Annotated in this window: 23 protein-coding genes and 1 tRNA gene; 11 read left to right on the top strand and 13 right to left on the bottom strand. The window is 54.4% G+C overall.

The features are described from left to right. Positions 1-15 precede the first annotated feature (15 nt). A complete protein-coding gene (locus RA157_RS01765) occupies positions 16-543 on the bottom strand; it encodes a gamma carbonic anhydrase family protein (protein WP_350334766.1) in 528 nt (175 codons plus the stop codon). 48 nt (positions 544-591) lie between these two features. After that, the gene (locus tag RA157_RS01770) at positions 592-921 is read right to left on the bottom strand and encodes a DUF6949 family protein (protein ID WP_350334767.1); all 330 of its coding nucleotides are present in this window, start codon (positions 919-921) and stop codon (positions 592-594) included. A gap of 303 nt (positions 922-1,224) precedes the next feature. Here RA157_RS01770 and RA157_RS01775 point away from each other — a divergent pair, with 303 nt between their 5' ends. Continuing rightward, positions 1,225-1,950, top strand: a complete 726-nt coding sequence (locus RA157_RS01775; RefSeq protein WP_350334768.1) for a hypothetical protein — start codon at positions 1,225-1,227, stop codon at positions 1,948-1,950. Between the two features lie 72 nt (positions 1,951-2,022). Here the strand turns inward: RA157_RS01775 and RA157_RS01780 are convergent, their stop codons facing one another. Next, positions 2,023-2,238, bottom strand: coding sequence for a DUF3126 family protein (locus RA157_RS01780; protein ID WP_350334769.1), 216 nt, complete (start codon positions 2,236-2,238; stop codon positions 2,023-2,025). Positions 2,239-2,358: 120 nt separating this feature from the next. Next, on the bottom strand, positions 2,359-3,186 hold the full coding sequence (cysE, locus tag RA157_RS01785) for a serine O-acetyltransferase (protein WP_350334770.1): 828 nt from the start codon (positions 3,184-3,186) through the stop codon (positions 2,359-2,361). Between the two features lie 166 nt (positions 3,187-3,352). Between cysE and RA157_RS01790 the strand changes: the two genes are divergently transcribed. Then, positions 3,353-4,141, top strand: a complete 789-nt coding sequence (locus tag RA157_RS01790; protein ID WP_350334771.1) for an enoyl-CoA hydratase — start codon at positions 3,353-3,355, stop codon at positions 4,139-4,141. Positions 4,142-4,465: 324 nt separating this feature from the next. Here RA157_RS01790 and RA157_RS01795 read toward each other — a convergent pair whose 3' ends face one another. Continuing rightward, positions 4,466-5,335: an alpha/beta hydrolase gene (locus RA157_RS01795; protein WP_350334772.1), complete on the bottom strand. Its 870-nt coding sequence runs from the start codon at positions 5,333-5,335 to the stop codon at positions 4,466-4,468. After that, the gene (locus RA157_RS01800) at positions 5,332-6,090 is read right to left on the bottom strand and encodes an alpha/beta fold hydrolase (RefSeq protein WP_350334773.1); all 759 of its coding nucleotides are present in this window, start codon (positions 6,088-6,090) and stop codon (positions 5,332-5,334) included. Before RA157_RS01800 ends, RA157_RS01795 begins: the two co-directional genes overlap by 4 nt. 198 nt (positions 6,091-6,288) lie before the next feature. Between RA157_RS01800 and RA157_RS01805 the strand changes: the two genes are divergently transcribed. Both RA157_RS01805 and RA157_RS01810 read left to right on the top strand, forming a co-directional pair. Continuing rightward, positions 6,289-6,537 (top strand): zinc-finger domain-containing protein, encoded by a 249-nt coding sequence (locus tag RA157_RS01805; protein ID WP_350334774.1) that lies wholly within the window; start codon positions 6,289-6,291, stop codon positions 6,535-6,537. A 2-nt stretch (positions 6,538-6,539) separates the two neighbouring features. Continuing rightward, positions 6,540-7,745, top strand: a complete 1,206-nt coding sequence (locus RA157_RS01810) for an FAD-dependent monooxygenase (protein ID WP_350334775.1) — start codon at positions 6,540-6,542, stop codon at positions 7,743-7,745. Positions 7,746-7,776: 31 nt separating this feature from the next. Here RA157_RS01810 and RA157_RS01815 read toward each other — a convergent pair whose 3' ends face one another. From RA157_RS01815 to RA157_RS01830, 4 genes are all read right to left on the bottom strand, one after another. Next, entirely contained in the window at positions 7,777-8,643 is an 867-nt protein-coding gene (locus RA157_RS01815; protein WP_350334776.1) for a pirin family protein, read from the bottom strand. 175 nt (positions 8,644-8,818) lie between these two features. After that, positions 8,819-9,688, bottom strand: a complete 870-nt coding sequence (locus RA157_RS01820) for a phosphotransferase (RefSeq protein WP_350334777.1) — start codon at positions 9,686-9,688, stop codon at positions 8,819-8,821. A gap of 1 nt (position 9,689) precedes the next feature. Continuing rightward, a complete protein-coding gene (locus tag RA157_RS01825) occupies positions 9,690-10,613 on the bottom strand; it encodes an EamA family transporter (protein ID WP_350334778.1) in 924 nt (307 codons plus the stop codon). A gap of 31 nt (positions 10,614-10,644) precedes the next feature. Then, positions 10,645-11,022 carry a RidA family protein gene (locus RA157_RS01830; protein WP_350334779.1) on the bottom strand — a complete coding sequence of 126 codons (378 nt, stop codon included), beginning with the start codon at positions 11,020-11,022 and terminating at the stop codon, positions 10,645-10,647. 338 nt (positions 11,023-11,360) lie between these two features. On the opposite strand from RA157_RS01830, the gene RA157_RS01835 reads away from it, so the two are divergent. Genes RA157_RS01835 through RA157_RS01850 form a run of 4 tightly spaced genes read left to right on the top strand, consistent with a single transcriptional unit; the run spans position 11,361 to position 16,937 of the window. Then, on the top strand, positions 11,361-13,454 hold the full coding sequence (locus RA157_RS01835; protein WP_350334780.1) for a hydantoinase/oxoprolinase family protein: 2,094 nt from the start codon (positions 11,361-11,363) through the stop codon (positions 13,452-13,454). Then, positions 13,451-15,109: a hydantoinase B/oxoprolinase family protein gene (locus RA157_RS01840; protein ID WP_350334781.1), complete on the top strand. Its 1,659-nt coding sequence runs from the start codon at positions 13,451-13,453 to the stop codon at positions 15,107-15,109. Before RA157_RS01835 ends, RA157_RS01840 begins: the two co-directional genes overlap by 4 nt. After that, positions 15,106-16,182 carry a pyridoxal phosphate-dependent aminotransferase gene (locus tag RA157_RS01845; protein ID WP_350334782.1) on the top strand — a complete coding sequence of 359 codons (1,077 nt, stop codon included), beginning with the start codon at positions 15,106-15,108 and terminating at the stop codon, positions 16,180-16,182. The genes RA157_RS01840 and RA157_RS01845 overlap by 4 nt, the downstream gene beginning before the upstream one ends. Next, entirely contained in the window at positions 16,179-16,937 is a 759-nt protein-coding gene (locus RA157_RS01850; RefSeq protein ID WP_350334783.1) for a maleate cis-trans isomerase family protein, read from the top strand. The genes RA157_RS01845 and RA157_RS01850 overlap by 4 nt, the downstream gene beginning before the upstream one ends. A gap of 79 nt (positions 16,938-17,016) precedes the next feature. Here RA157_RS01850 and RA157_RS01855 read toward each other — a convergent pair. From RA157_RS01855 to RA157_RS01865, 3 genes are all read right to left on the bottom strand, one after another. Then, positions 17,017-17,101 (bottom strand) — tRNA-Leu (locus RA157_RS01855). Positions 17,102-17,225: 124 nt separating this feature from the next. Then, positions 17,226-17,729 (bottom strand): xanthine phosphoribosyltransferase, encoded by a 504-nt coding sequence (gene gpt / locus RA157_RS01860; protein WP_350334784.1) that lies wholly within the window; start codon positions 17,727-17,729, stop codon positions 17,226-17,228. Then, positions 17,726-18,514, bottom strand: coding sequence for a competence/damage-inducible protein A (locus tag RA157_RS01865; RefSeq protein WP_350334785.1), 789 nt, complete (start codon positions 18,512-18,514; stop codon positions 17,726-17,728). The genes gpt and RA157_RS01865 overlap by 4 nt, the downstream gene beginning before the upstream one ends. A gap of 95 nt (positions 18,515-18,609) precedes the next feature. Between RA157_RS01865 and sfsA the strand changes: the two genes are divergently transcribed. The 3 genes from sfsA to radC all read left to right on the top strand — a co-directional run bounded on the left by sfsA (position 18,610) and on the right by radC (position 20,965). Beyond that, positions 18,610-19,311, top strand: coding sequence for a DNA/RNA nuclease SfsA (gene sfsA / locus RA157_RS01870; protein ID WP_350334786.1), 702 nt, complete (start codon positions 18,610-18,612; stop codon positions 19,309-19,311). Between the two features lie 118 nt (positions 19,312-19,429). Further along, the gene (map, locus tag RA157_RS01875; protein WP_350334787.1) at positions 19,430-20,254 is read left to right on the top strand and encodes a type I methionyl aminopeptidase; all 825 of its coding nucleotides are present in this window, start codon (positions 19,430-19,432) and stop codon (positions 20,252-20,254) included. A 9-nt stretch (positions 20,255-20,263) separates the two neighbouring features. Then, positions 20,264-20,965 carry a RadC family protein gene (gene radC / locus RA157_RS01880; RefSeq protein WP_350334788.1) on the top strand — a complete coding sequence of 234 codons (702 nt, stop codon included), beginning with the start codon at positions 20,264-20,266 and terminating at the stop codon, positions 20,963-20,965. Positions 20,966-20,988 lie beyond the last annotated feature (23 nt).

The following is a 20,988-nucleotide window of genomic DNA, read 5'->3' on the forward strand; positions in this document are numbered from 1 at the left end:
ACTTTTTAGAAAGATCTACAGAGATACAAGGCCGGACGCATAACGACGGCCGTTTTCGACATAATGTGCGGCAAGTCGACGATTGTTCTGGGCAGACGCATCATCAAGCTCACGAATAACTTTCCCCGGCATACCAACCACCAGAGAATTGTCCGGAATTTCCTTGCCTTCGGGAATAAGCGCATTCGCTCCGATAATACAGTTACGGCCAATACGGACACCGTTCAGAATGGTCGCCCCCATACCGATCAGAGAATTTTCTCCAATCATACAGCCATGAACAATAGCAGAATGGCCGAGTGTACATCCAGCGCCGATGGTCAGAGGAAAGCCCATGTCTGTGTGAAGAACACACATATCCTGAACATTGCTGCCCGCACCCACTGAAATCAGCTCATTGTCACCACGCAACACGGCTCCAAACCAGACAGTCGCATCCTGCTCCAGACGAACCTTGCCAATAACCTGGGCATTATCGGCAACCCAGCACCGGTCCGGATCCACAATTTCCGGCTTGTTCCCATCGAGCATGTAGAGCGTCATAAGCCAGACTCCGTTAGGCAAGGCCTGTTCAAAAGTAAGGGGTTACTATCATCGGAAAGCCAAAACAAAATCCAAAACAAACAGACCCGAGCAGAAGCTCCAGACTGCAGCAATCCCCGCACTGGCCGCAAGCCAGCCAATATGCCGCCCCTCAATCCGACGGCCCCTGATCGCATTGCGCATGATGATAAACGGTCCACCGATACAAATCGTCACCAGTGTCAATGCCGTCATCGGCAAGGTCGGCCCATCAAAACGGAACCCCGCCGGCTCCGATGTAACGAGCTGGTAGAACGACCCCAGCAACCCGGCAACAACAAAGCCCGTGCAAGCGATATACAAAGCCAACATCAACTCAAAATACATCATCGCCCCCATGCGAAACTGTCTCGATCTGGCGCATCCTGATCTATTAATACTTTATTAAGCAAATGAGGTGCCAGTCCAAAATCGTGGATCAATTCCGCTCCGGGTTGCGCAAAGTCTTGTTTTTCCCGCTACTTTCAAGAAGAATATTGTTATGAGAACTGAGATGTTCAGGGATGATCGTTTCGGAATGATACAGGGGCACAATTTGAAACAACCATCCAAGCAGACTGGAGAAACACTGACGGATTACAGCACTTTTGCCGTATATATGTCTGTGAGCACGACCTGTCGGGCTCAATAGGAACGACTGCCATGCCTCTGTTCAGGGAAAGACCTCCTGATTCGACAGCAGCCAGACGCTGGCCATTTGTTATCCTGCTTATGGCCCTGCTCGGCATGCTGGCCATGTTGATATTCGACACCTGGCAACAGATGCACAAGCTGCCGGAAGGACCAGAGGTTTATCTCCAGTCTCCTGAAACACTGGTCTCGATGAGGCTGGAAAAATGGAAGCTCGCCATCCCCCGTTCAATGCTGATACGGAAACCTGACAGCAGTCAGAACAGCATTGATATGGAAGTTCTGTGGCCGTCGCTTGCCGGACGCAAACCGGAGAATGCAAAAGCCTTCTCTGACGGCTCAGCGAACAGGCGCATCATTCATCTGCATATAGAACCCCGGCGAGCCAGGGCTGACAGCAACACCCGCTTTGAGACAACCTATCAGTATGTTCTGGAAACAGACGACAAAAGCCGTGTGCAAGGCCTCAACCTTCGGGTATTCAGATCAGGGTCGGGATATCCTGGTGAACTACTCGCCTATGGCCCTAAAGATCAGCCGAGCCCGTCCTTTGTAGCACGTTGTCCTGATCCCAAACGCGTGGTTCTGCCTGAAAACTGCTTGAGGGAAATTCACCTGAACGAGGATTTGACGATGCTGATCCAGTTCAGACCCGCCCTTCTCAAAAACTGGCAGGAACTGGACCGCCGCCTGACCGGCCTGATCGACATTTTCATGACCAGAGACCCGGCACAGTAAAACCTCTCAATCATCGGACACAAAAAAAGCGCCACAAAGGCGCTTCTTCACTGTCTGAAGGAGTCTTATTGCTCAGTCTTCGAGATCGTAGTCCAGAATGGCCATGGAGAAATTGTAGGACAGATCATCCTCATCCTCATCATCCCGATACAGGATGCCGATAAACTCTTCGCCGATATAAACTTCTGCTGAGTCATCTTTCTTCGGGCGTTGACGAACAGTGATTTCGGCATTTCCGAATGTCTTTTTGAGATAATTTTCAAGTTTTCCCAGCTCAGCGCGGTTCACGGCAGTTCTCCTGTCATAGTGACTAGTCACGGATCAGGCGGCGTGATGCACCATCACGCCGCCTCTGTAAAGTCCGGTTCTGTTTTTGCTCGGGGAAAACCCCCAAGATCAATCTGTCAATCAATCATCCGCAAGAGTGTGATCCATCGAGCGGGATGGTTCAGAGCAGCCCGCCTGTCCGACGACACGGGCAGGCACACCAGCCACCGTGGTCTCTGATGGAACTGGCTTCAGGACAACCGAACCGGCAGCAACCCGTGAGCAGGAACCGATCTCGATATTGCCAAGAATCTTGGCGCCCGCACCAATCAGAACGCCCCGGCGGATTTTCGGATGCCTGTCTCCACCGGTCTTGCCGGTCCCGCCAAGCGTAACATTCTGGAGGATGGATACATCATCTTCAATAACAGCCGTACTGCCGACAACGATGCCCGTTCCGTGGTCAATAAACACACCCTTGCCAACCGGCACCATCGGGTGGATATCAACCTGAAACACCTCAGATGCCCGGCTTTGAACATAGAGCGCGAAATCCCGGCGCCCTTGGTGCCAGAGCCAATTGGCCAGCCTGTGTGCCTGAATGGCATGGAAGCCTTTGAAATACAGGATCGGCTCGATCATACGGTCACAGACCGGATCACGGTCAATGACCGCACCGATATCAGCCCGCAACAAATCCTTCAGCTGAGGATCACTGTCAAACGCATCAGAATAGGCCTGTCGGATCAGATCCCCATCCATGGATGGATGGTCCAGTCGGTCGGCAATTCTCTGACTGACCGCTGCTTCAAGCGTGTCATGATTGAGAATTGTCGTATAGAGAAAGCTGCCCATAGCGGGGTCGCAACGAACCACATTCTCAGCATCTTCACGGATCGCGGCCCAGACCGGATCACAGTTCCCGGCAAGGCCGGATTGTGCATTTGATTGTCTCATTGAGTCCGTCATGAGGAACACCTCCAAAACCGATATCCGGTTTACATAGGATACGCATACTGCATCTGAAAGGGTTCTTAGCACAATTTATCACTTCGGACCAATTGACCGAAATGCCAGAACCGGCTTTGTCAGAACAGAGTTTACAAACCTCCTCGATCAGAACGAGCGTGAAGACATGACCGAACAGCACCTGCTTCTGTCCCATGATGGTCCGGTATCAACAATCACCATCAACAACCCGGCCCGCCGGAATGCCCTGAGCCTCGCCATGTGGACAGCCTTGCCCGATCTTGTCCACGAAGCTGAGAGGCGCGATGAGACCCGAGCTATCATCCTGAGGGGCAGTGGTGACGACACCTTTGTCGCCGGAGCCGACATCTCCGAGTTCGAAACACTGCGGTCCAATGCAGAAGACGCCAAACACTATGAAAAGTCCAATATCGATGCGTTCAATGCCCTGCGTCAGTGCAAGCGGCCAACCATAGCCATGATACGCGGCCACTGCCTAGGCGGGGGTCTGGGGCTGGCCATCTCATGCGATCTCAGGATTGCCGCTCACGGCTCCCTGTTCGGCATCCCCGCCGCAAAACTCGGCCTGGCTTATCCGCCCTCTGCCGTACGTGATATTGTCGCGCTCGTCGGCCCGGCAGAAGCAAAAGCCCTTTTCTTCGCCGCAACCCCCATCAATGCAGAACGAGCATCCGCTATTGGCTTGATCAACAGTCTCACATCAGATGAGGATCTGGAGTCCTCAACGGCCAAACTGGCTGAGACCATCGCACGCAATGCGCCGCTCACTCTGCAGGCCGCAAAAGCCGCCATTGATGCCGCTCTGCCCGGCGCTACAGAGACAGAACAGCAGCGCGCTAACACACTGGCAGACACCTGTTTCAACAGCGCTGATTTTGCCGAGGGCCGGACAGCCTTCCTCAACAAGCGACACCCCGTTTTTACCGGACATTAGTGTCAAGACTCATTGCTGCGCGAGCTTTAAGACAACACCTCAAGCAGGGCAGAAAAGACATAGGCAACACGCACTTACTATGACGAGATGAATCAATCTGCCCGGACTTTGAATCTGATTCAGAAGTTCAGGACTCCGCGACAGATCCTGATTCTGGGGCCATTTCAATCCTGTCATATGAATCGATATCAATCAGCTTTTCTGAAAAAGGGAAAAATCCGCAATCTCTCTTTCCCAAACCGGGCAAAGACTTGAATCAGCTTCTTAACGTAGTGATTCAAGTTCAAAACAAACACGCACAAGACCTTGAATCAAAAAAAGAATTCAAACAAGAAATTCGACAATAGCATCCGTAAACCGATCATTTCGATCACCGGCAACCATATGCCCGGCCCCTGCTATATCCCGGTAATGGGCGTGAGGCACAAGCGTGCGGAACCGCTGGGCCAGCTCTTCTGACACCAGTTCCGACCGCTGCCCGCGCACCAGCATAAGAGGACACGTGACACTGCTGGCAGCCCGAACGAGCGCCTCTTCCACGAGAGCAGCATCTGTTGAAACAGGTCTCGGGCCATCCAGGAAACGCGGGTCCCAATGCCATCTGTACCGGCCATCTTTGCCCAGCCTCAGGTTCTTTCTGAGACCATCAAGAGATTGAGGTCTGGCCCTCTGGGGCAGATAGCCGTGAATAGCTTCTGCAGCATCCTCAAGAGAGGCAAAGCCAAGCTCCACATGCTGCCGCATGAAACCTGTAATCTGAGCGACACCGCGAGGATCAAGCCATGGCACCACATCCACCAGCACAATGCCGGAAAAGAGCCCATGCCCGGCCTTGTCCTCCGCAAGCAGAGTTGAAAGCCCGCCAAGACTGGCGCCAATGGACAAAGGACGCGTTCCAAAGCGCTCGGTCATGTCAGCAGCAACAGCAGCAACATCGTCAGCAAAGTCGAAGAAACTGTAGTTAGCAGAAGAGACCCAGTCGCTTTCACCGTGGCCACGATGGTCAATCGCAACACAGGTTATGCCAGCGTTTGAAAGACATCTGGCAGTGCCAGTCCACGCATGCCGTGTCTGCCCGCCACCGTGAAGAAGAAGAGCGACCCCGGAGCTGTCCCCGGCTGCTGGCCAGACCGAACCGGCAACGCGATTGCGGGCCACACCGGAAAACCATATGGCTTCAGGTTCATCCGTCACGTGCTGCTGACCCTCGCAAGGAAGTCAACGACACCAGCTTTGTAGACCCTGTCGCCAACTGCCAGCATGTGATCTCTGTCCGGAATATCCAGAACCTCAGCCCCCTCGATGAGAGCGCCCAGGTCATGTCCTGAGCCGGAAATCGCATCCCGTGTGCCAACCGCAATCAGACAGGGAACCGAAAGGCCGCTGATTTCCTCTGCACTGATTTTCTGACGTGACGCCCGCATGCAGGCTGCCAGGGAGCGAAGATCGCTGCCGGTCTGTTCAGCAAACTGGCGGAAAGAGCGACCCGTCTGGTTTTTTACCTGATCAAGACTGTCGGCTTCCAGCGCCTCCACAATCGGAGTAGGCGCACCAACGCCATGGACCATACCCATGCCAAGACCGCCAAACACCACAGAACGAACCCGCTCAGGATATTTGAGCGACAGGAAGGCCGAGATACGTGCGCCCATGGAATATCCCATGACATCCGCTTGTGCGATATCGAGATGGTCAAGCAGACGTCGTGCATCTTCCGCCATGGCAGGAGACGGATAGGCTGCAGGGTCATGGATTTTTTCACTTTCTCCATGACCGCGATTGTCAATGCTGATGACCCTCCGCCCCGTCTTTAAAAGCGTATCCACCCAGCCCGTATACTGCCAGTTTACATGACGGTTCGAGGCAAAGCCGTGGATTAGCAGAATTGGCTCCCCCTGCCCTTCATCAGAATAGGCAAGACGGTATCCATCGGACAGGAAGTCAGGCATGCGGAATCCTTAACCTTGACGTAAAAGGAAGATGTCAGTGAATCCAAAATGACTCATTTCCACCGGCTTTTGAAGTCCCTGAGGGTTCATTTTCGCAGTTTCACTGGAACCGGGCCAAAGGCGCGACGGATTGGCACTTTAACTCGTAGCGTCTGAAGAGTATGGTCCGCTGCAGACTTGCAGAAAGGGCATCTGGTCATGGCGGATTCGATCATTCCACATTTTCAGAACGACAAGGGTGTCGATATGATTGAGATCGGCGTCAAGGAATTCAAGTGTTGTGGCGCAACACCACCCTATGACCACCCTCATATCTTTCTCGACATGGGCGCAGACGAAGAAATCCTCTGCCCGTATTGCTCAACGCTCTACCGCTACAATGCCGAACTGGATGCCCGGGACAGCCGCCCTGACGGCAGCCTGCTCGTCCTGGATGCAGCCGAGTAATCGTGCCTTCCCTGCAGAATGCCGATAAGGCCATGGCATCTGCCATTATCTCGGGTGGTGGCATCGGCGGGCTTTGTGCCGCCATCGCTCTCGCCCGGTCAGGATGGCAGGTCACCGTTCTGGAACGCGCCTCTGAGTTTCAGGAATTTGGCGCAGGCCTGCAGCTCTCAGCCAATGCCTTTCATATCCTTGCAGACTGGGGACTGTCCGACGTCCTGCTGGCCCATGGTGTTGAACCGGATGGGGTTGAGATAAGACGCGCAGAGACCGCTCGCCTCCTCGCCCACGTCCCCGTCAATACATCCCGCACCCGATATGGTGCGCCTTATCTGGTTATCCATCGTGCCGACCTACATTCAATCCTTCTGAATGCTGCTCGATCGCTCCCGACACTATCCTTGCGGACCGGTTGCGTCATAGCAGACGCAACGCTCAGGGAAGATGGTGTTTCTGTCCGAATTGCAGATGGCTCTTGCGAAGACCAACAGTCAGCGGACATGCTGGTTGTCGCCGATGGTGTCTGGTCAAAGCTGAGAACAGAGCTCTTTCATCTCCCTCAGGCACAATATAGCGGCATGACAGCATGGCGGGCGCTCATTCCGATGGATGCTGTTCCAAACGGCATATCGCGCACCGCTACCTCAGCCTGGCTGTCAGGCAAAGGGCACATGGTCCATTACCCGGTGAACGCTGGCACCCATTTCAACATTATCGTCAATATTCCGGACAAATGGCAGGAAGAGACCTGGTCGGCAGAAGCCAACGGCGCAGACCTGCTGTCAGCCCTGGCAAGCTGGCATGACACACCACTGTCCTTGCTGAAGGCCGTTCCGGACTGGACCAAATGGGCTCTTTGCGCTCCAAAGCCAACGGGGCGGGCCGCAAAAGGACTTGCTGTTCTGGTCGGAGATGCAGCACATGCCACCCTGCCCTTCATGGCTCAGGGCGCGGCGATGGCAATCGAAGATTCAGCTGTTCTGGCACGATGCCTCAATGAAGACACCGACACCCCTGCGGCCTTGCAGACGTTCGAACAGAAACGTGCCCATCGGGTTGTCAGTCTGGTCAAGGAAGCAAACAAGAACCGGACAATCTACCACCTGTCAGGCCCGGCAGCCGTAGCCCGGGACATGACTTTAAGAATGATGCCCGAAGACAGGCTCCTGGCACGCTTCGACTGGATCTATGGCTGGCGCTACGATCGCTAGAGGCGACTGAGGTCAAAACTCATCGCTGACCCTAGAACCGACCTTCCCGATAGTCTTCAAAGGCCTGCAGAATCTCAGCACGTGTGTTCATAACAAAGGGGCCGCCACGCGCCACCGGCTCATTCAGCGGCATCGCAGCTGCAACAAGAACCTTGGCATCTGTCAGCGCTCTGATTTTCAACTTGTTTCCCGCTCCCAAAACGCCCAGTTGGCTCGTCCTCACCCTTACAGGCTCAGCCCCACGGGAAATCACCTCCACAGCGCCTTCATGGACGAAAATAAAAGCGTTGTTCCGTACATCAATACAGTCTTCAAACACGGAATCCGCATGCATATGCACATCCCAGTAGATCGGATTGGTGGCAATATCCTGAACCGCAGCCGAGGTACCCGCGTCCGTATCTCCAGCAATCACTTTGACCGTAACGCCCTGCTCGGGCCGGGCTTCAATGGGAATCAGTTCATTGTCGAATTCCTGATAGCCAGGCTCGTCCATCTTGTTGATTGCCGGCAGATTGATCCAGAGCTGGAAGCCTGACAGAAGGCCGTTATCCTGCTCCGGCATTTCAGAATGGATCACTCCGGATGCCGCTGTCATCCACTGAACGCCACCCGGCTCAACAACGCCGCTATGGCCCTGGTTGTCCCAGTGGCGAACTTTGCCCGCCTGCATATAGGTGACCGTCTCAAATCCGCGATGGGGATGATCGGGAAAGCCGCCGATATAATCGTTCGGCTCATCGGAATGGAACCAGTCGAGCATGAGAAACGGATCAATCATATCAAGATCCGGCGTGCCGATATAACGGCGTAGCTTGACACCATCGCCATCAGACGACGCATGCCCGTCTGTCACAAGCAATACAGGCCGCAAGGCTTCTGCCATCATATCCGCCATATTGCCCTCGCAAGCTTTCTGTTCATGATCGTCCCCCTGATCATACACCACGTCACAAACCTGAACGTCTTACCTGATATGTGGCTATGTGCTTCGAACACTAGACCTTATCTGGAAAAACACTGTGTTCACAGAGCTGGAACGGTCAAAGCATCTCACGAGAATATGATCACAGTCAGCAGGTCTCAAGGCGATCATATGCCCGGTTCATCCGATCTTCCAGCATTCGCTGAAACGCATTGTTCCCCGGCTCTTCAAGAGCCCTTACCCCGGCCCAGAGCGCAGACAATCCATCACAGACAGGCTTCAGGCAGGATACCCGTTGCCAGAACGTTTGGTCTCCGACAAGAGGCACATAAGCCGTCTTAAGAACTGCCTCGTCTTCGGAAGAAAGCCCGGTCTCACAGATAAGATAGGCAAGGTCGAATGCCGGATCGCTCATGCCGGAATACTCCCAGTCAATAAACCGGACAGCTGCGCCATCATCGATGATATTGCCTGCAACCAGATCTCCATGACAGGGACAAGACTGCGGCCTGGCATCCTGCCATCGGTTCTTGAGCGCTTCGATCTGCCTGATCACCATATCGTAGGTGACAAGCAGTTCAGCATCAGACACCATGGTCTGATAGAGAGCCAATGCCTTGAACGGATCAAGCAAGCCCTCAAAAGCCTCTCCATTATTGTGAAGCTGCATCAGACCGGAGGCTATCCGCCCGAGATATCCCGGGTTCGAACTCTCAGCATGATCCAGGAAGGGCAAGACAAGGATGCCGCCTTCCGGATCGCAATAGGTCACCTGCGGTGCCAGGCCCAGCGCTGCCGCTCTTTTCAAATTATGACACTCTGCACTGCGATTGATAAACGCATCAGTCCCGCCCCCGGACAGACGCAAGACAAACACTTGGGAGCCAAAATCAAGGCGATAAACCCGATTGGTCAGCCCGCCCAGACGGCTGATGGAAAACGCGCGTCTCTGAAACGATTGAAAACAGTCAAGCGTTCGAACGAGAAATCGCAGATGCTGTTCATCATCATCAGACAAGTCAGGCGCTCTCCCTGTTGCTCAGAATATCCAGTCCGATAAACAGCATGACAACGACGAGGCCACTGGCCGTCAGCCAGGTCCAGCTGTAGACCGGAGACAGTCCTTCCAGCAGAAAAGTCACGACCGGCAAAGCCGACATGGTGACCATCAGCGTATAGGGATCGCAGCGTCCAACCCCGACCTGCAGGAGATAAAGCGGCAGCAGAACGCCAACAACTGAAACGCCCAGAATGATTCCCCATAGTTCCAGTGTAATCGCGCCGAACGGGTCACCATCAACCAGCGCAAGAATCAGGGATAGCGGGATAATCACATAGAACCGATGCGCGAGGACCGCGCCAAACGACCACCCCCTGCCGATCAACCGCTTGGACAAGATGGTAATCAGAACCGCTCCGATACCGGCAAGGACACTTGCCACAAGCCCAATCCACGCATGGGTGCCAGAGAGAGCATAACCTTCTCCGGACAGTGCCGACAGCCCCAGGAAGACGCACCCAAGACCAATTCCCAGGCTGACAATGACCTGGACAAGAGCCGGTTTCTGACCGGCAACGACAAACGCAATCAGCAGGGCCAGCATTGGCCCGACACCAATCTCGATTGCGCCGACGATGGCAGGCTCAATAAGCTTTAAGGCAAAGAAAAAACAGAGAAATGTTAAAGCGGTCGCGAGATTAAGCCCCAAAAGAGCAAGCCAGTCCCGTTCTCCCTGACCGGATGAAGACCGAATGAGAAAAACCAGAGCCGTCAATGAAAAGCTGACAAAGACAAAGGCTGGTGATGAGACATCCGTCAGCCATGTGCCAAAGGCAATCTTGCCCAGAGCCTGAAGAATGACAGCTGCAAGAACCGCAAGGCGGCCCAGTCCCACCCGGTGAATAAGCCCCACTTGGTGAATAAGTCCCCGTATCTCGACCATAGTGCAACTGACTCCTTTGAAAGGAGTGGTCCTAATCCTTGATTGCAGTCACTTCAATCTCAATCTTCATTTTCGGATCAGCCAGCCCGGCGCTGAACATGGTCGCTGCCGGTTTGCTGCCACCAAAGGCATCACGCAAGGTGGAGTGGCATTTCGGAAAATCATCAGCATCCGGCAGAATATAGTGCACCCGCACCACCTGATGCATGGCGGCATCCGCTTCATTCAACGCCCATTCGATATTCTTCAGACATTGTTTCGTCTGCTCGACAACATCGTCCGAAATCGTCTGCGCCGCATAGTCATAGCCGGTCGTCCCGGACACAAACACCATGTTTCCATGTACCACAGCCCGTGCATATCCGATCTGTTCTTCAAACACAGACCCCTGAAGAATTTCACGTCGCATCTCTCGACCTCCCGTTACAGTGCCGCAAACCCGTTACTGGTTAGATATTATACGAAGAGGTCTTTTCGGATACAGGCTCCACACAGAACAACGAAGACCTCATAGCATAACAACAGCTCCACTGAATCGGATTGAGATTCCGTATATTGACTTTTCCTGAATTGCTGAAAGACTGAAAGTTGAACAGGGATTGGAACAAATGCCAGTCAGGGTATGCTTCAAACGCTATGACCGCCGGGCCACGGGATGTGATCTCGTCGTCTAGTCTGCGTTGTTTGAAAATCAGTCACCCTTAATTGCCAGTTTTATGGCAGGCAACGCCAGTCTCCGGCCTTCCCATGCTTACATCCCAGCAATTGCGTCTCGCCATCGATATAGGCGGCACATTTACAGATACTGTACTGGTTGACTCTAACCAGCAGGTTCTGGCTTCAACGAAAAACCCGACCACACCCGCCGACCCGACAGAAGGAGCCCTCACGGGCATCCACCATGTCCTGGGTGTATCTGGGTACAGCCCTGCGGATATCGGGCTGTTCATTCACGGCACCACACTTGCGACCAATGCCCTGATAGAGCGGTGCGGTTCCAAGGTATCGACGATCACGACCCATGGTTTTCGGGACATTCTGGAAATCGCCTATGAACGCCGTTACAGCCAATACGATATCAACATCAGCAAGCCTGACCTGATCGTTCCACGCTCCCGGAGTTTTACGATTGGCGGTCGCGTTGATTTCATGGGCAAGGAGCTGGCTCCACTGGATGACAACGGCATCGAGAATCTGGTTGTGGAACTTGAAGCAGCCGGGACAGAAGCCGTTGCAATCTGCCTGCTGCACTCCTACGCAAACCCTGACCATGAACGCCGGTTAGCGGAAGAGCTGAGGATACGGCTGCCGGACATTGCCATTTCCCGCTCCAGCAAAGTAAGCCCTGAAGCCCGCGAATTTGACCGGCTCTGCACAACAATCGCAAACGCATATGTGCAGCCGATGATGTCAGCTTATCTGTCAGACTTCGAACAGCGGATACACGCCCTCGGCATCACCTGCCCGATCCTCATGATGACCGCAAGCGGCGGCATGACGACCCTCAAGACAGCGGCTGCCTATCCAATCCGACTGGTTGAGTCAGGCCCGGCAGGCGGTGCCATACTCGCAGCCCAGGTCGCAAGGGACATATCAGCCGATAAAGTCCTGTCTTTCGACATGGGGGGAACAACGGCAAAGCTGTGCCTGATCGACAATTATGAACCTCAGTCAACGCGACATTTCGAGATTTCCCGGGCCGAACGATTTGTGAAAGGCAGCGGCATGCCGGTTCGGATCCCGGTGCTGGACATGATCGAAATCGGAGCTGGCGGCGGTTCAATCGCCAGCGTTGACCGGCTCGGGAGATTGCAGGTCGGCCCCAAAAGCGCAGGAAGTGAGCCAGGGCCAGCCGCCTTTGACCGGGGAGGCACACATCCAACAGTAACAGACGCCGACCTTGTTCTTGGTTATCTTGACCCAGCCTCCTTCGCAGACGGACATATCACCCTCGATGAAACCAGAAGCCGCAACGCCATTGACAATGAGGTCGGGCACAAACTTGCCACGGACGAGATCAGAACGGCTGCCGGGATCAGCGAGATCGTTGATGACAGCATGGCCAGCGCGGCAAGAATGCACGCTGTTGAAACCGGCAAGGATCTGGGTGAACGGGTCATGATCGCCTTTGGCGGTAACGGACCCTTGCATGCCACACGGGTGGCAAAGCGCGCTGGTGTATCACGCATTCTGGTTCCCCCTGAACCTGGCGTCGGCTCGGCAGTCGGGTTTCTCTTCGCGCCAATATCTTATGAAATTGTCCGCAGCCGCTATACCTTGCTGGAGAGTTTTACGGCAGCAGATGTGAATACCTTGCTCGCTGATATGGAAGCGGACGCCAGAACCGTCGTCACAGAGGCGGCTCAGAACCAGCCGCTCATACGCAAACGCATCGCCTTCATGCGATATCACGGACAAGGTCATGAGTTGGAGATTCCACTGCCAGACCGCCCGCTGGAAAACAGAGACTCGGAAACACTGAAAACGGCCTTTGAGGAAGAATATTGCCGTCAGTTCACCCGTGCCGTGCCGGATATGGCTATCGAAATCCTCAACTGGGGACTGAAGCTCTCAACATTTCATGAATACGCTGCAGAGACCGCCAAAGACCACTCTGTAACAGAGGTCAAACCTCCGGCCACACGCAGGATATTATGCGATGTCACCGGCGAAGATGTGCATGCCAGCATCTACAAGCGCAAAGACCTTACTGCAGGAACTGTGATTTGTGGTCCTGCCCTGATCCAGGAAACACAGACCACGACTCTGGTAAGCGCTGATTTCGCCGCTTCAGTGGACAGCCTCGGCAATCTTGTTCTGTCACGAAAGGACACATCATGACCAGCTTGTCTCCCATGCGCTTGCAAGTGCTCTGGAACAGATTGCTTGCGGTGGTCGAAGAACAGGGTCAGGCTCTTATCCGGGCAGCCTTCAGCCCGATCGTACGTGAATGCGGCGATATCTCAGCGGGTATCTTTGACTGTGACGGCCGCATGCTGGCGCAGGCGGTGACCGGCACACCCGGACACATCAACACCATGGCCGAAGCCGTAAAACTGCTGCTGCAGCAGTTTTCACTTCAGAGCATGAAACCCGGCGACATCTACATGACGAACGATCCATGGATCGCCTCCGGCCATCTCAATGATTTCCTGCTGCTTATGCCGGTTTTCAAGGACAAGCAGATTGTCGGTTTCACCTCATGCACCTCTCACCTGGTCGATCTTGGCGGTCAGGGTATGGGGCCGGAAGGATCCGATATTTATGACGAAGGCCTCTGTATTCCGCCCTGTAAGCTGGTTGATCAAGGGCAGATCAACAGCCTCCTGCTTGACATCGTCAAGGCAAACTCCCGCGAGCCTGTGGCCAATGAGGGAGACATATACGCCCTGATCGCCTGCTGCGAAACAGGAGCCCGGCGGCTCATCGACATGATGGGTGAATTCAGGCTCGATGACCTGAAGCCTCTGGCGGATTACATCATCCAAACCTCTCTGTCCGGAACCCGAAGAGCAATTGCCGAAGTACCGAACGGCCTCTACCGATCATCCCTGCGTATTGAGGGATACGAGGAGCCAATCAGTCTTCATGCGGCCCTGACAGTCTCAGATGAAGAAATTCATCTCAGCTTTGACGGCACCGCCCCCTGCTCGGCCAAAGGCATCAATGTTCCGATAAATTATGCAACCGCCTATTCGGTATTTGCACTGCGCTGTATTATCGGGTCAGACATTCCCAACAATGCAGGATCGCTGGAGCCATTCAAAGTAACGGCCCCCGAGAACTGTATCCTGAACGCTCAGCGCCCCGCGCCGGTGGCCATGCGGCACACAATAGGCCAACTGACGCCTGATCTGGTCTATGGCTGTCTGTCCCAGGCGCTTCCCGATCACGTTCCCGCAGAAGGGGCGTCCTGCATGTATGACCTGCCCGTCCGCAATACACCGGACGCATCTCGCGAGAGCGTCTTCGCACTAGAACTGGTTTTCAACGGTGGCACCGGTGCCCGCCCCTCAAGAGATGGTCTTTCGGCGACGGCCTTCCCCAGTGGGGTTTGGGGCAGCCAGGTGGAAACCACAGAATCCGCGGCACCTGTCATTATCTCCAGACGGGAATTGCGAACAGACAGCGGCGGTGCAGGAAAATTCCGTGGCGGTCTCGGTCAGCACATAGAAATGCGCTCATCAAATGCAGACGATATCCTGCTCTTCCTGTCCGTGGAACGAACCCGGTTTGCAGCCCGCGGCAGACAGGGCGGCATGAGCGGAGCCACAGGCAGCATCAGGCTGGGAGAACAGGGAAGACCATTACCGGCAAAGGGGGAAGTCCGTATTCCCGCTGGCGAAACCCTTGTTTTCGAAACCCCTGGCGGCGGCGGCTTTGGAAGCCCGAATGACCGTCCTCCTGAGGCGATCGCACACGATCTCAGAGAGGGTCTGATTTCCAAGGATCATGCCCGGGATCTCTATGGTTTTGCTCTGGAGGAGGACACATGACCCTACCTCAACCTCACATCGGGGCAATGGCTTCTTATCAGCTTGCAAACCTTGAAGCGCCAGAAGGTACGCGCCTGATCTCCATGGCACAGAACGAAAGTCTGCGTGCACCCTCTCCTCTCGCGCTGGATGCAGCACATATGGCTCTGTCTGCGGGCGCCACGTATCCGGACCCGGACTGGTCAGAACTGCGTGCTGCAATCTCACTGGTTCACGGCCTTCCCGAAGATCGCATCCTGTGCGGGGCGGGATCGATGGAACTCATAGCCTCCATTGCTAATGCCTATCTGGGCACCGGAGACGAGGTACTCACAAGCGACTACGCCTATGCATTCATCAAGACTGTTACACAATTCACAAATGCCCGCTTCTGCTCAGTGCCCGAGATCAATCTGGCCGTCTCAACGGACGCCTTGATCGGAGGCATCACACCAGCAACAAAAATTGTCTTTGTGGCCAACCCTGGAAACCCAACAGGAACACGCATTTCATCAGCAAAACTGCGAGAGCTGCGACAGGCCCTTCCTGAAAATATCCTGCTGATTATTGATGAGGCCTATGGCGAGTTCAGCGACCATCTGGATGAGCGTCTGTTCGACCTTTCTGAAACAACCAACACAATTATCCTGCGGACATTGTCCAAGAGCTATGGCCTTGCAGGCATGCGGGTCGGTTGGGGCTGCTTCCCCGAACACATATCAGAGCAGGTTCGAAAAATCCTCAACCCGAACAATGTGTCGATTGCAAGCCAGTCTGCAGCCACAGCAGCGATGCATGATCAGGATTACATGTCTGAAACATGCAGAATAACAGCGCAGTTGCGAGACCGGTTCTCAGAACAGCTACAAGAGCTCGATATCCAGGTAAAAAGCAGCCACACCAACTTTGTACTGCTGCAATTCAGGAACAACGCTGAAGCCTCCCATGCCAATAGGCATCTCGTAAAGAACGGTATTCTGATGCGGCAAATGCAGGGATACGGGCTGGGGCATTGCCTCAGAGCCACAATCGTGGCGCAGGATGACATGATGTTCGTTACAACCAGACTGAACGAGTGGAGCAGAACACGATGACTGAAATGAATGGACGTGCTGCGCATCGCATCGGGGTTCTGGTTCCATATACGAACACCAATCTGGAAAGCGACTGCGTCCTGATGCGACCGGAAGGTGTCAGCTTTCACTTCGCCCGCCTCGGAGGCTATGAAATAGATGCAGTTCCTGATGCCGAACAGATGTTAGGGCTCGGGCATTCCGATATTGCAGAACCCCTCAAACTGATCGCAGGCGTGCGCCCCGACGTCGTTCTCTACGGCTGCACATCAGCAACCCTGTCCATCGGGCCTGATTTTGATCGGAAACTTGCCAGCGATATCGAAAACACGATTGGCGCCAAAACTGTAACAGCAGCCAGTGCACTGGTTCATGCCCTGAAGACGCTCGGCAAAACAAAGATCGCCTTTGCATCTCCCTATACTGCCCCACTCAACGATGACGCCATCCGTTTCCTGGCCCGGTTCGAGATCGAAACCGTGTCACGCGCAGACTACCCCGAAGCTCTGGGCAATTTCGGCCAGGGTGCCCTGCCGCCCGAACAGGTCCTTGAGCTCGGCATGCAAGCCAACAGCGACGAAGCTGAAGTCATCGTTCTGTCCTGCACCGATATGCGATCAGTGGAAATCATCGATCACCTGGAACAGTCAACCGGCAAGCCTGTCATAACATCCAATCAGGCCATGCTGTTCCAAGCGCTACAGCTTCTGGGAGAAACCGATTTTCGCGAGGGCTTTGGCCAGCTTTTTACGGCCCTCTCTCAGCCACAGCGCTGACAGAAAAAAGGAACTATTCCGGATAAATACCGTTCAAGAAGCGATCTGTTTAAGCTTATAACAAAGAGCAGAGAAATAATGGTGCGGTCAGAGGGACTCGAACCCTCAAGCCCGGAGGCGACGAATTTTAAGTCCGTTGCGTATACCAATTCCGCCATGACCGCGATGCTGATTCTCAGCGAAGACCACATACTAATATGCGACTGGATTCGCCCACACAAGATGCAATCGTATTTGGGTGTGCTGCATCACCTGACACACAACACACCCTCTATAGCCTGGCTTTTCTTAAGCGTCATCGCCTGCAATGGGAGGCTGGAAGCTGAGGCCCATATCCCACGGGAAATAAATCCAGGTGTCCTGGCTGACTTCCGTAATGAAGGTGTCAACCAATGGCCGCCCCTTGGGCTTTGCATAAACAGTCGCAAAATGGGCCTTTGGCAACATGTCGCGAACAACCTTGGCTGTTGTACCGGTGTCAACAAGGTCATCAATGATCAGAACACCTTCACCCTGGCCACCCTCAACGCCGATAACATTCGGATCAATCGCCTTGATCACATCCAGTGAGCCCTGGTTCTCATAGTCATGGTAAGAGGCGATACAGACTGTCTCAATCGTGCGGATACCCAGTTCCCGGCAGACAATCGCGGCAGGAACAAGACCTCCACGGGTAATCGCGACCATGGCCTTCCATTCGCCAATTCCGGCGAGCCGCCAGGACAGGGCCCGGGAATCCTGATGGAACCGGTCCCAGGACACCGGAAAGACCTTACGATCAGTTGCAGTCATGTTTGTTTCTCCATTTCGATGCGGGCCCGAATAGAAGCGACCATGGTCTCTACCGCTTGTTCAGCAGTCTCCAGCGCGTCTTCATCCCGACTTCTGATAACAATCTGTGTGGCGAATTTCTCACCGTCAAAATAAGGATAGGATCCCATTGAGACAGCCGGATGCTGCTTCTGCAAGGCACCCAGCTCACCGCCGATCCATCCTTCACCAACGCCAGCTTCAACGGAACGAGACAGCATCTTCCGCCCTGTTTCAAGGGTTGGTGCGATTTCATCCATCATGGCATGCATGACAGCAGGAACACCCGCCATCACATGCACATTGCCAATGCGGAATCCCGGAGCACCGGATACCGGGTTATGAATCAGGTCGGCCCCTTCCGGAATACGGGCCATACGCAACCGGGCCTCATTCAGGTCGCCGGGCTCATAGCGTGCTTCGAGAATGGCAACAGCGCGGGGGTCATGAGGCAGATCAACACCGAACGCGACAGCCATGGCATCGGCTGTTATGTCATCATGCGTCGGTCCAATGCCACCCGTGGTAAAGACATAGGTATAAGCGGATCGCAGAGCATTGACTGCCGAGACAATTGCATCAATTTCATCTGCAACAACCCTGACCTCTTTCAGGTCAACCCCGAGCGCTGTCAGATACTCTGCGATGAACCCGGTATTGGTATCCTTGGTACGGCCGGAGAGAATCTCGTCGCCAATAACCAGAACAGCCGCTGTTACCGGCGACGACAAATCCAACTCGGCAGATTCTGATGCGGGGTTCGACATTGCAAATCTCGTTCTAACAACGCATTTATGAACCTACGTCCTAGCCGCTTTACCCGTGGCACTCAAGCCATCACCCCTTCAAGCAGAGACAGATCATGAAATTGCCCCAGAATCTTATCCAGGGAACCCTGCTCAAGCGCTACAAACGCTTCCTTGCTGATGTGGAACTGACAGATGGCGAGATCATCACGGCCCATTGCGCCAATCCGGGCTCCATGCTTGGTCTCAAGGATCCGGGCTGTAAAGTCTGGCTGTCTCACTCGGACAATCCAAAGCGCAAGCTCAAATATTCCTGGGAGCTGACCGAGCTGGAGAATGCCATGGTCGGCATCAACACCAACCATCCCAATGCCATTGTGGCAGAAGCCATTGAAAACGGCAGCATTCCCGCTCTCAAGACCTATGACAGCCTCAAACGCGAGGTGAAATACGGCAAGAACTCCCGGATCGATATCCTGCTGGAGGGTGCTGAAGGCGGCAAAACCTATGTGGAAGTGAAGAATGTCCATCTGTGCCGGGAAGAAGGGTTGGCTGAATTCCCGGATTCCGTCACAGCCAGAGGGGCCAAACACCTGGCCGAGCTGTCCGATATGGTCCGGGACGGTCATCGTGCCGTGATGGTTTTTCTGGTACAGAGAACCGATTGTGACCGCATGGCACTGGCGCACGATATCGACCCCAAATATGGCGAAGCCTTCGATGCGGCACGGGAAGCGGGTGTGGAAATGATCGCGGTAGGCTGCGGCATTACCACTGAAGAAATCACGGTAAACCGCTCTGTCAAACTGGAAGAGTGATGACAGACGGCCAATTTACGGGTAATCGAACAGAAACACTTACTATCAAGCGCGTCTGACTGTCACTTGCTCACAGAACCAAGACAGCGCGCCAGACAGAGGGACCTGCTGAGGGCCGATGGTACGATATATTGATGCCGCAGAAGCGCCGATGGCCAATGACGGCGTAATCAAACTCTACAATAAGGATGATTTCGCGGGCCTTCAGCGAGCCGGACAACTCACGGCAACTGTTCTGGACAAGCTTGCAGATCTGATCGTTCCCGGCATCACCACTGAAGAGATTGACCGGGCCGTCTATGCCTTCGGCCTGGAACATGATGCAGTTCCGGCGACGCTCTATTATCGCGGATATACCAAATCCAGCTGTACATCCATCAATCATGTGGTCTGCCATGGCATTCCCAATGAAAAGCCCCTCAGGGATGGTGATATCATCAATGTGGACGTCACCTATGTGGTTGATGGCTGGCATGGGGATTCAAGCCGCATGTATATGGTGGGTACACCCAAGCGGGCCGCAGAGCGTCTGGTGGATGTGACCTATGAATCGCTGATGCGCGGCATCGAAGCGGCCCGTCCGGGCAACACCACGGGTGATATCGGTGCTGCAATCCAGACTTTTGCTGAAGGCGAGCGCTGTTCAGTTGTCCGTGACTTCTGTGGCCACGGCATTGGACGCCTGTTCCACGATGCACCGAACATTCTGCATTATGGTCGCCCGGGGGAAGGTGTGGAGCTGCGCCCCGGGATGGTCTTCACCATCGAGCCGATGATCAACCTTGGCCGGGCCCACGTAAAGGTTCTGTCTGATGGCTGGACCGCCGTAACCCGCGACCGATCTCTTTCAGCCCAGTTCGAGCATATGATCGGGATCACCGAAGATGGATGTCAGATTTTCACCCAGTCACCATCTGGCCGCAACAAGCCACCCTATGTATGATCGGTCTTCATGAGTGGCTTTGAAGATAAACCGGCTCCCGCACCCCATTACATGGGGCACAGGGATCGTCTGCGGGCCCGGTTCCACGAAGCCGGAGCAGACACCCTTGCCGACTACGAGCTGCTTGAACTGATTCTCTTCCGGGCTATCAAGCGACAGGATACAAAACCGCTCGCCAAAGAACTCATAGCCCGGTTCGGCAGCTTCTCTGAAGTCCTGTCTGCGGCTCCCAATCGCCTCAAGGAAGTCAGTGGAGTGGGTGATGCGGTTGTAACCGAACTGAAGCTGGTGGAAGCCGCAGCCAAACGCTTTACGCTGGGCGAGGTAAAAAAGCGTCCCATGCTTGGTTCGTGGTCTTCGGTGATTGAATATTGCCGCACGGCCATGGCCTTTTCCGACAAGGAACAGTTTCGCGTGCTGTTTCTGGACAAGAAAAACGCACTCATCACAGATGAGGTTCAGCAGACGGGCACTGTCGATCACACACCGGTCTACCCGCGTGAAGTGGTCAAACGCGCTCTTGAGCTGTCAGCCACGGCCATCATCCTGGTGCACAATCATCCGTCCGGTGACCCGACGCCGTCCCGGACCGATATTCAGATGACGAAAAAGATCATCGATGTCGCAGAGCCGCTTGGCATCACCGTTCACGACCACATTATTGTCGGCAAGGATGGTCACGCGAGCTTCCGTGGTCTGAAGCTGATCTAGGATCAAGACTCATTGCTGACGCC

Origin of the sequence: Coralliovum pocilloporae (genome assembly GCF_030845175.1) — a bacterium.
Lineage (GTDB): Bacteria > Pseudomonadota > Alphaproteobacteria > Rhizobiales > Cohaesibacteraceae > Coralliovum > Coralliovum pocilloporae.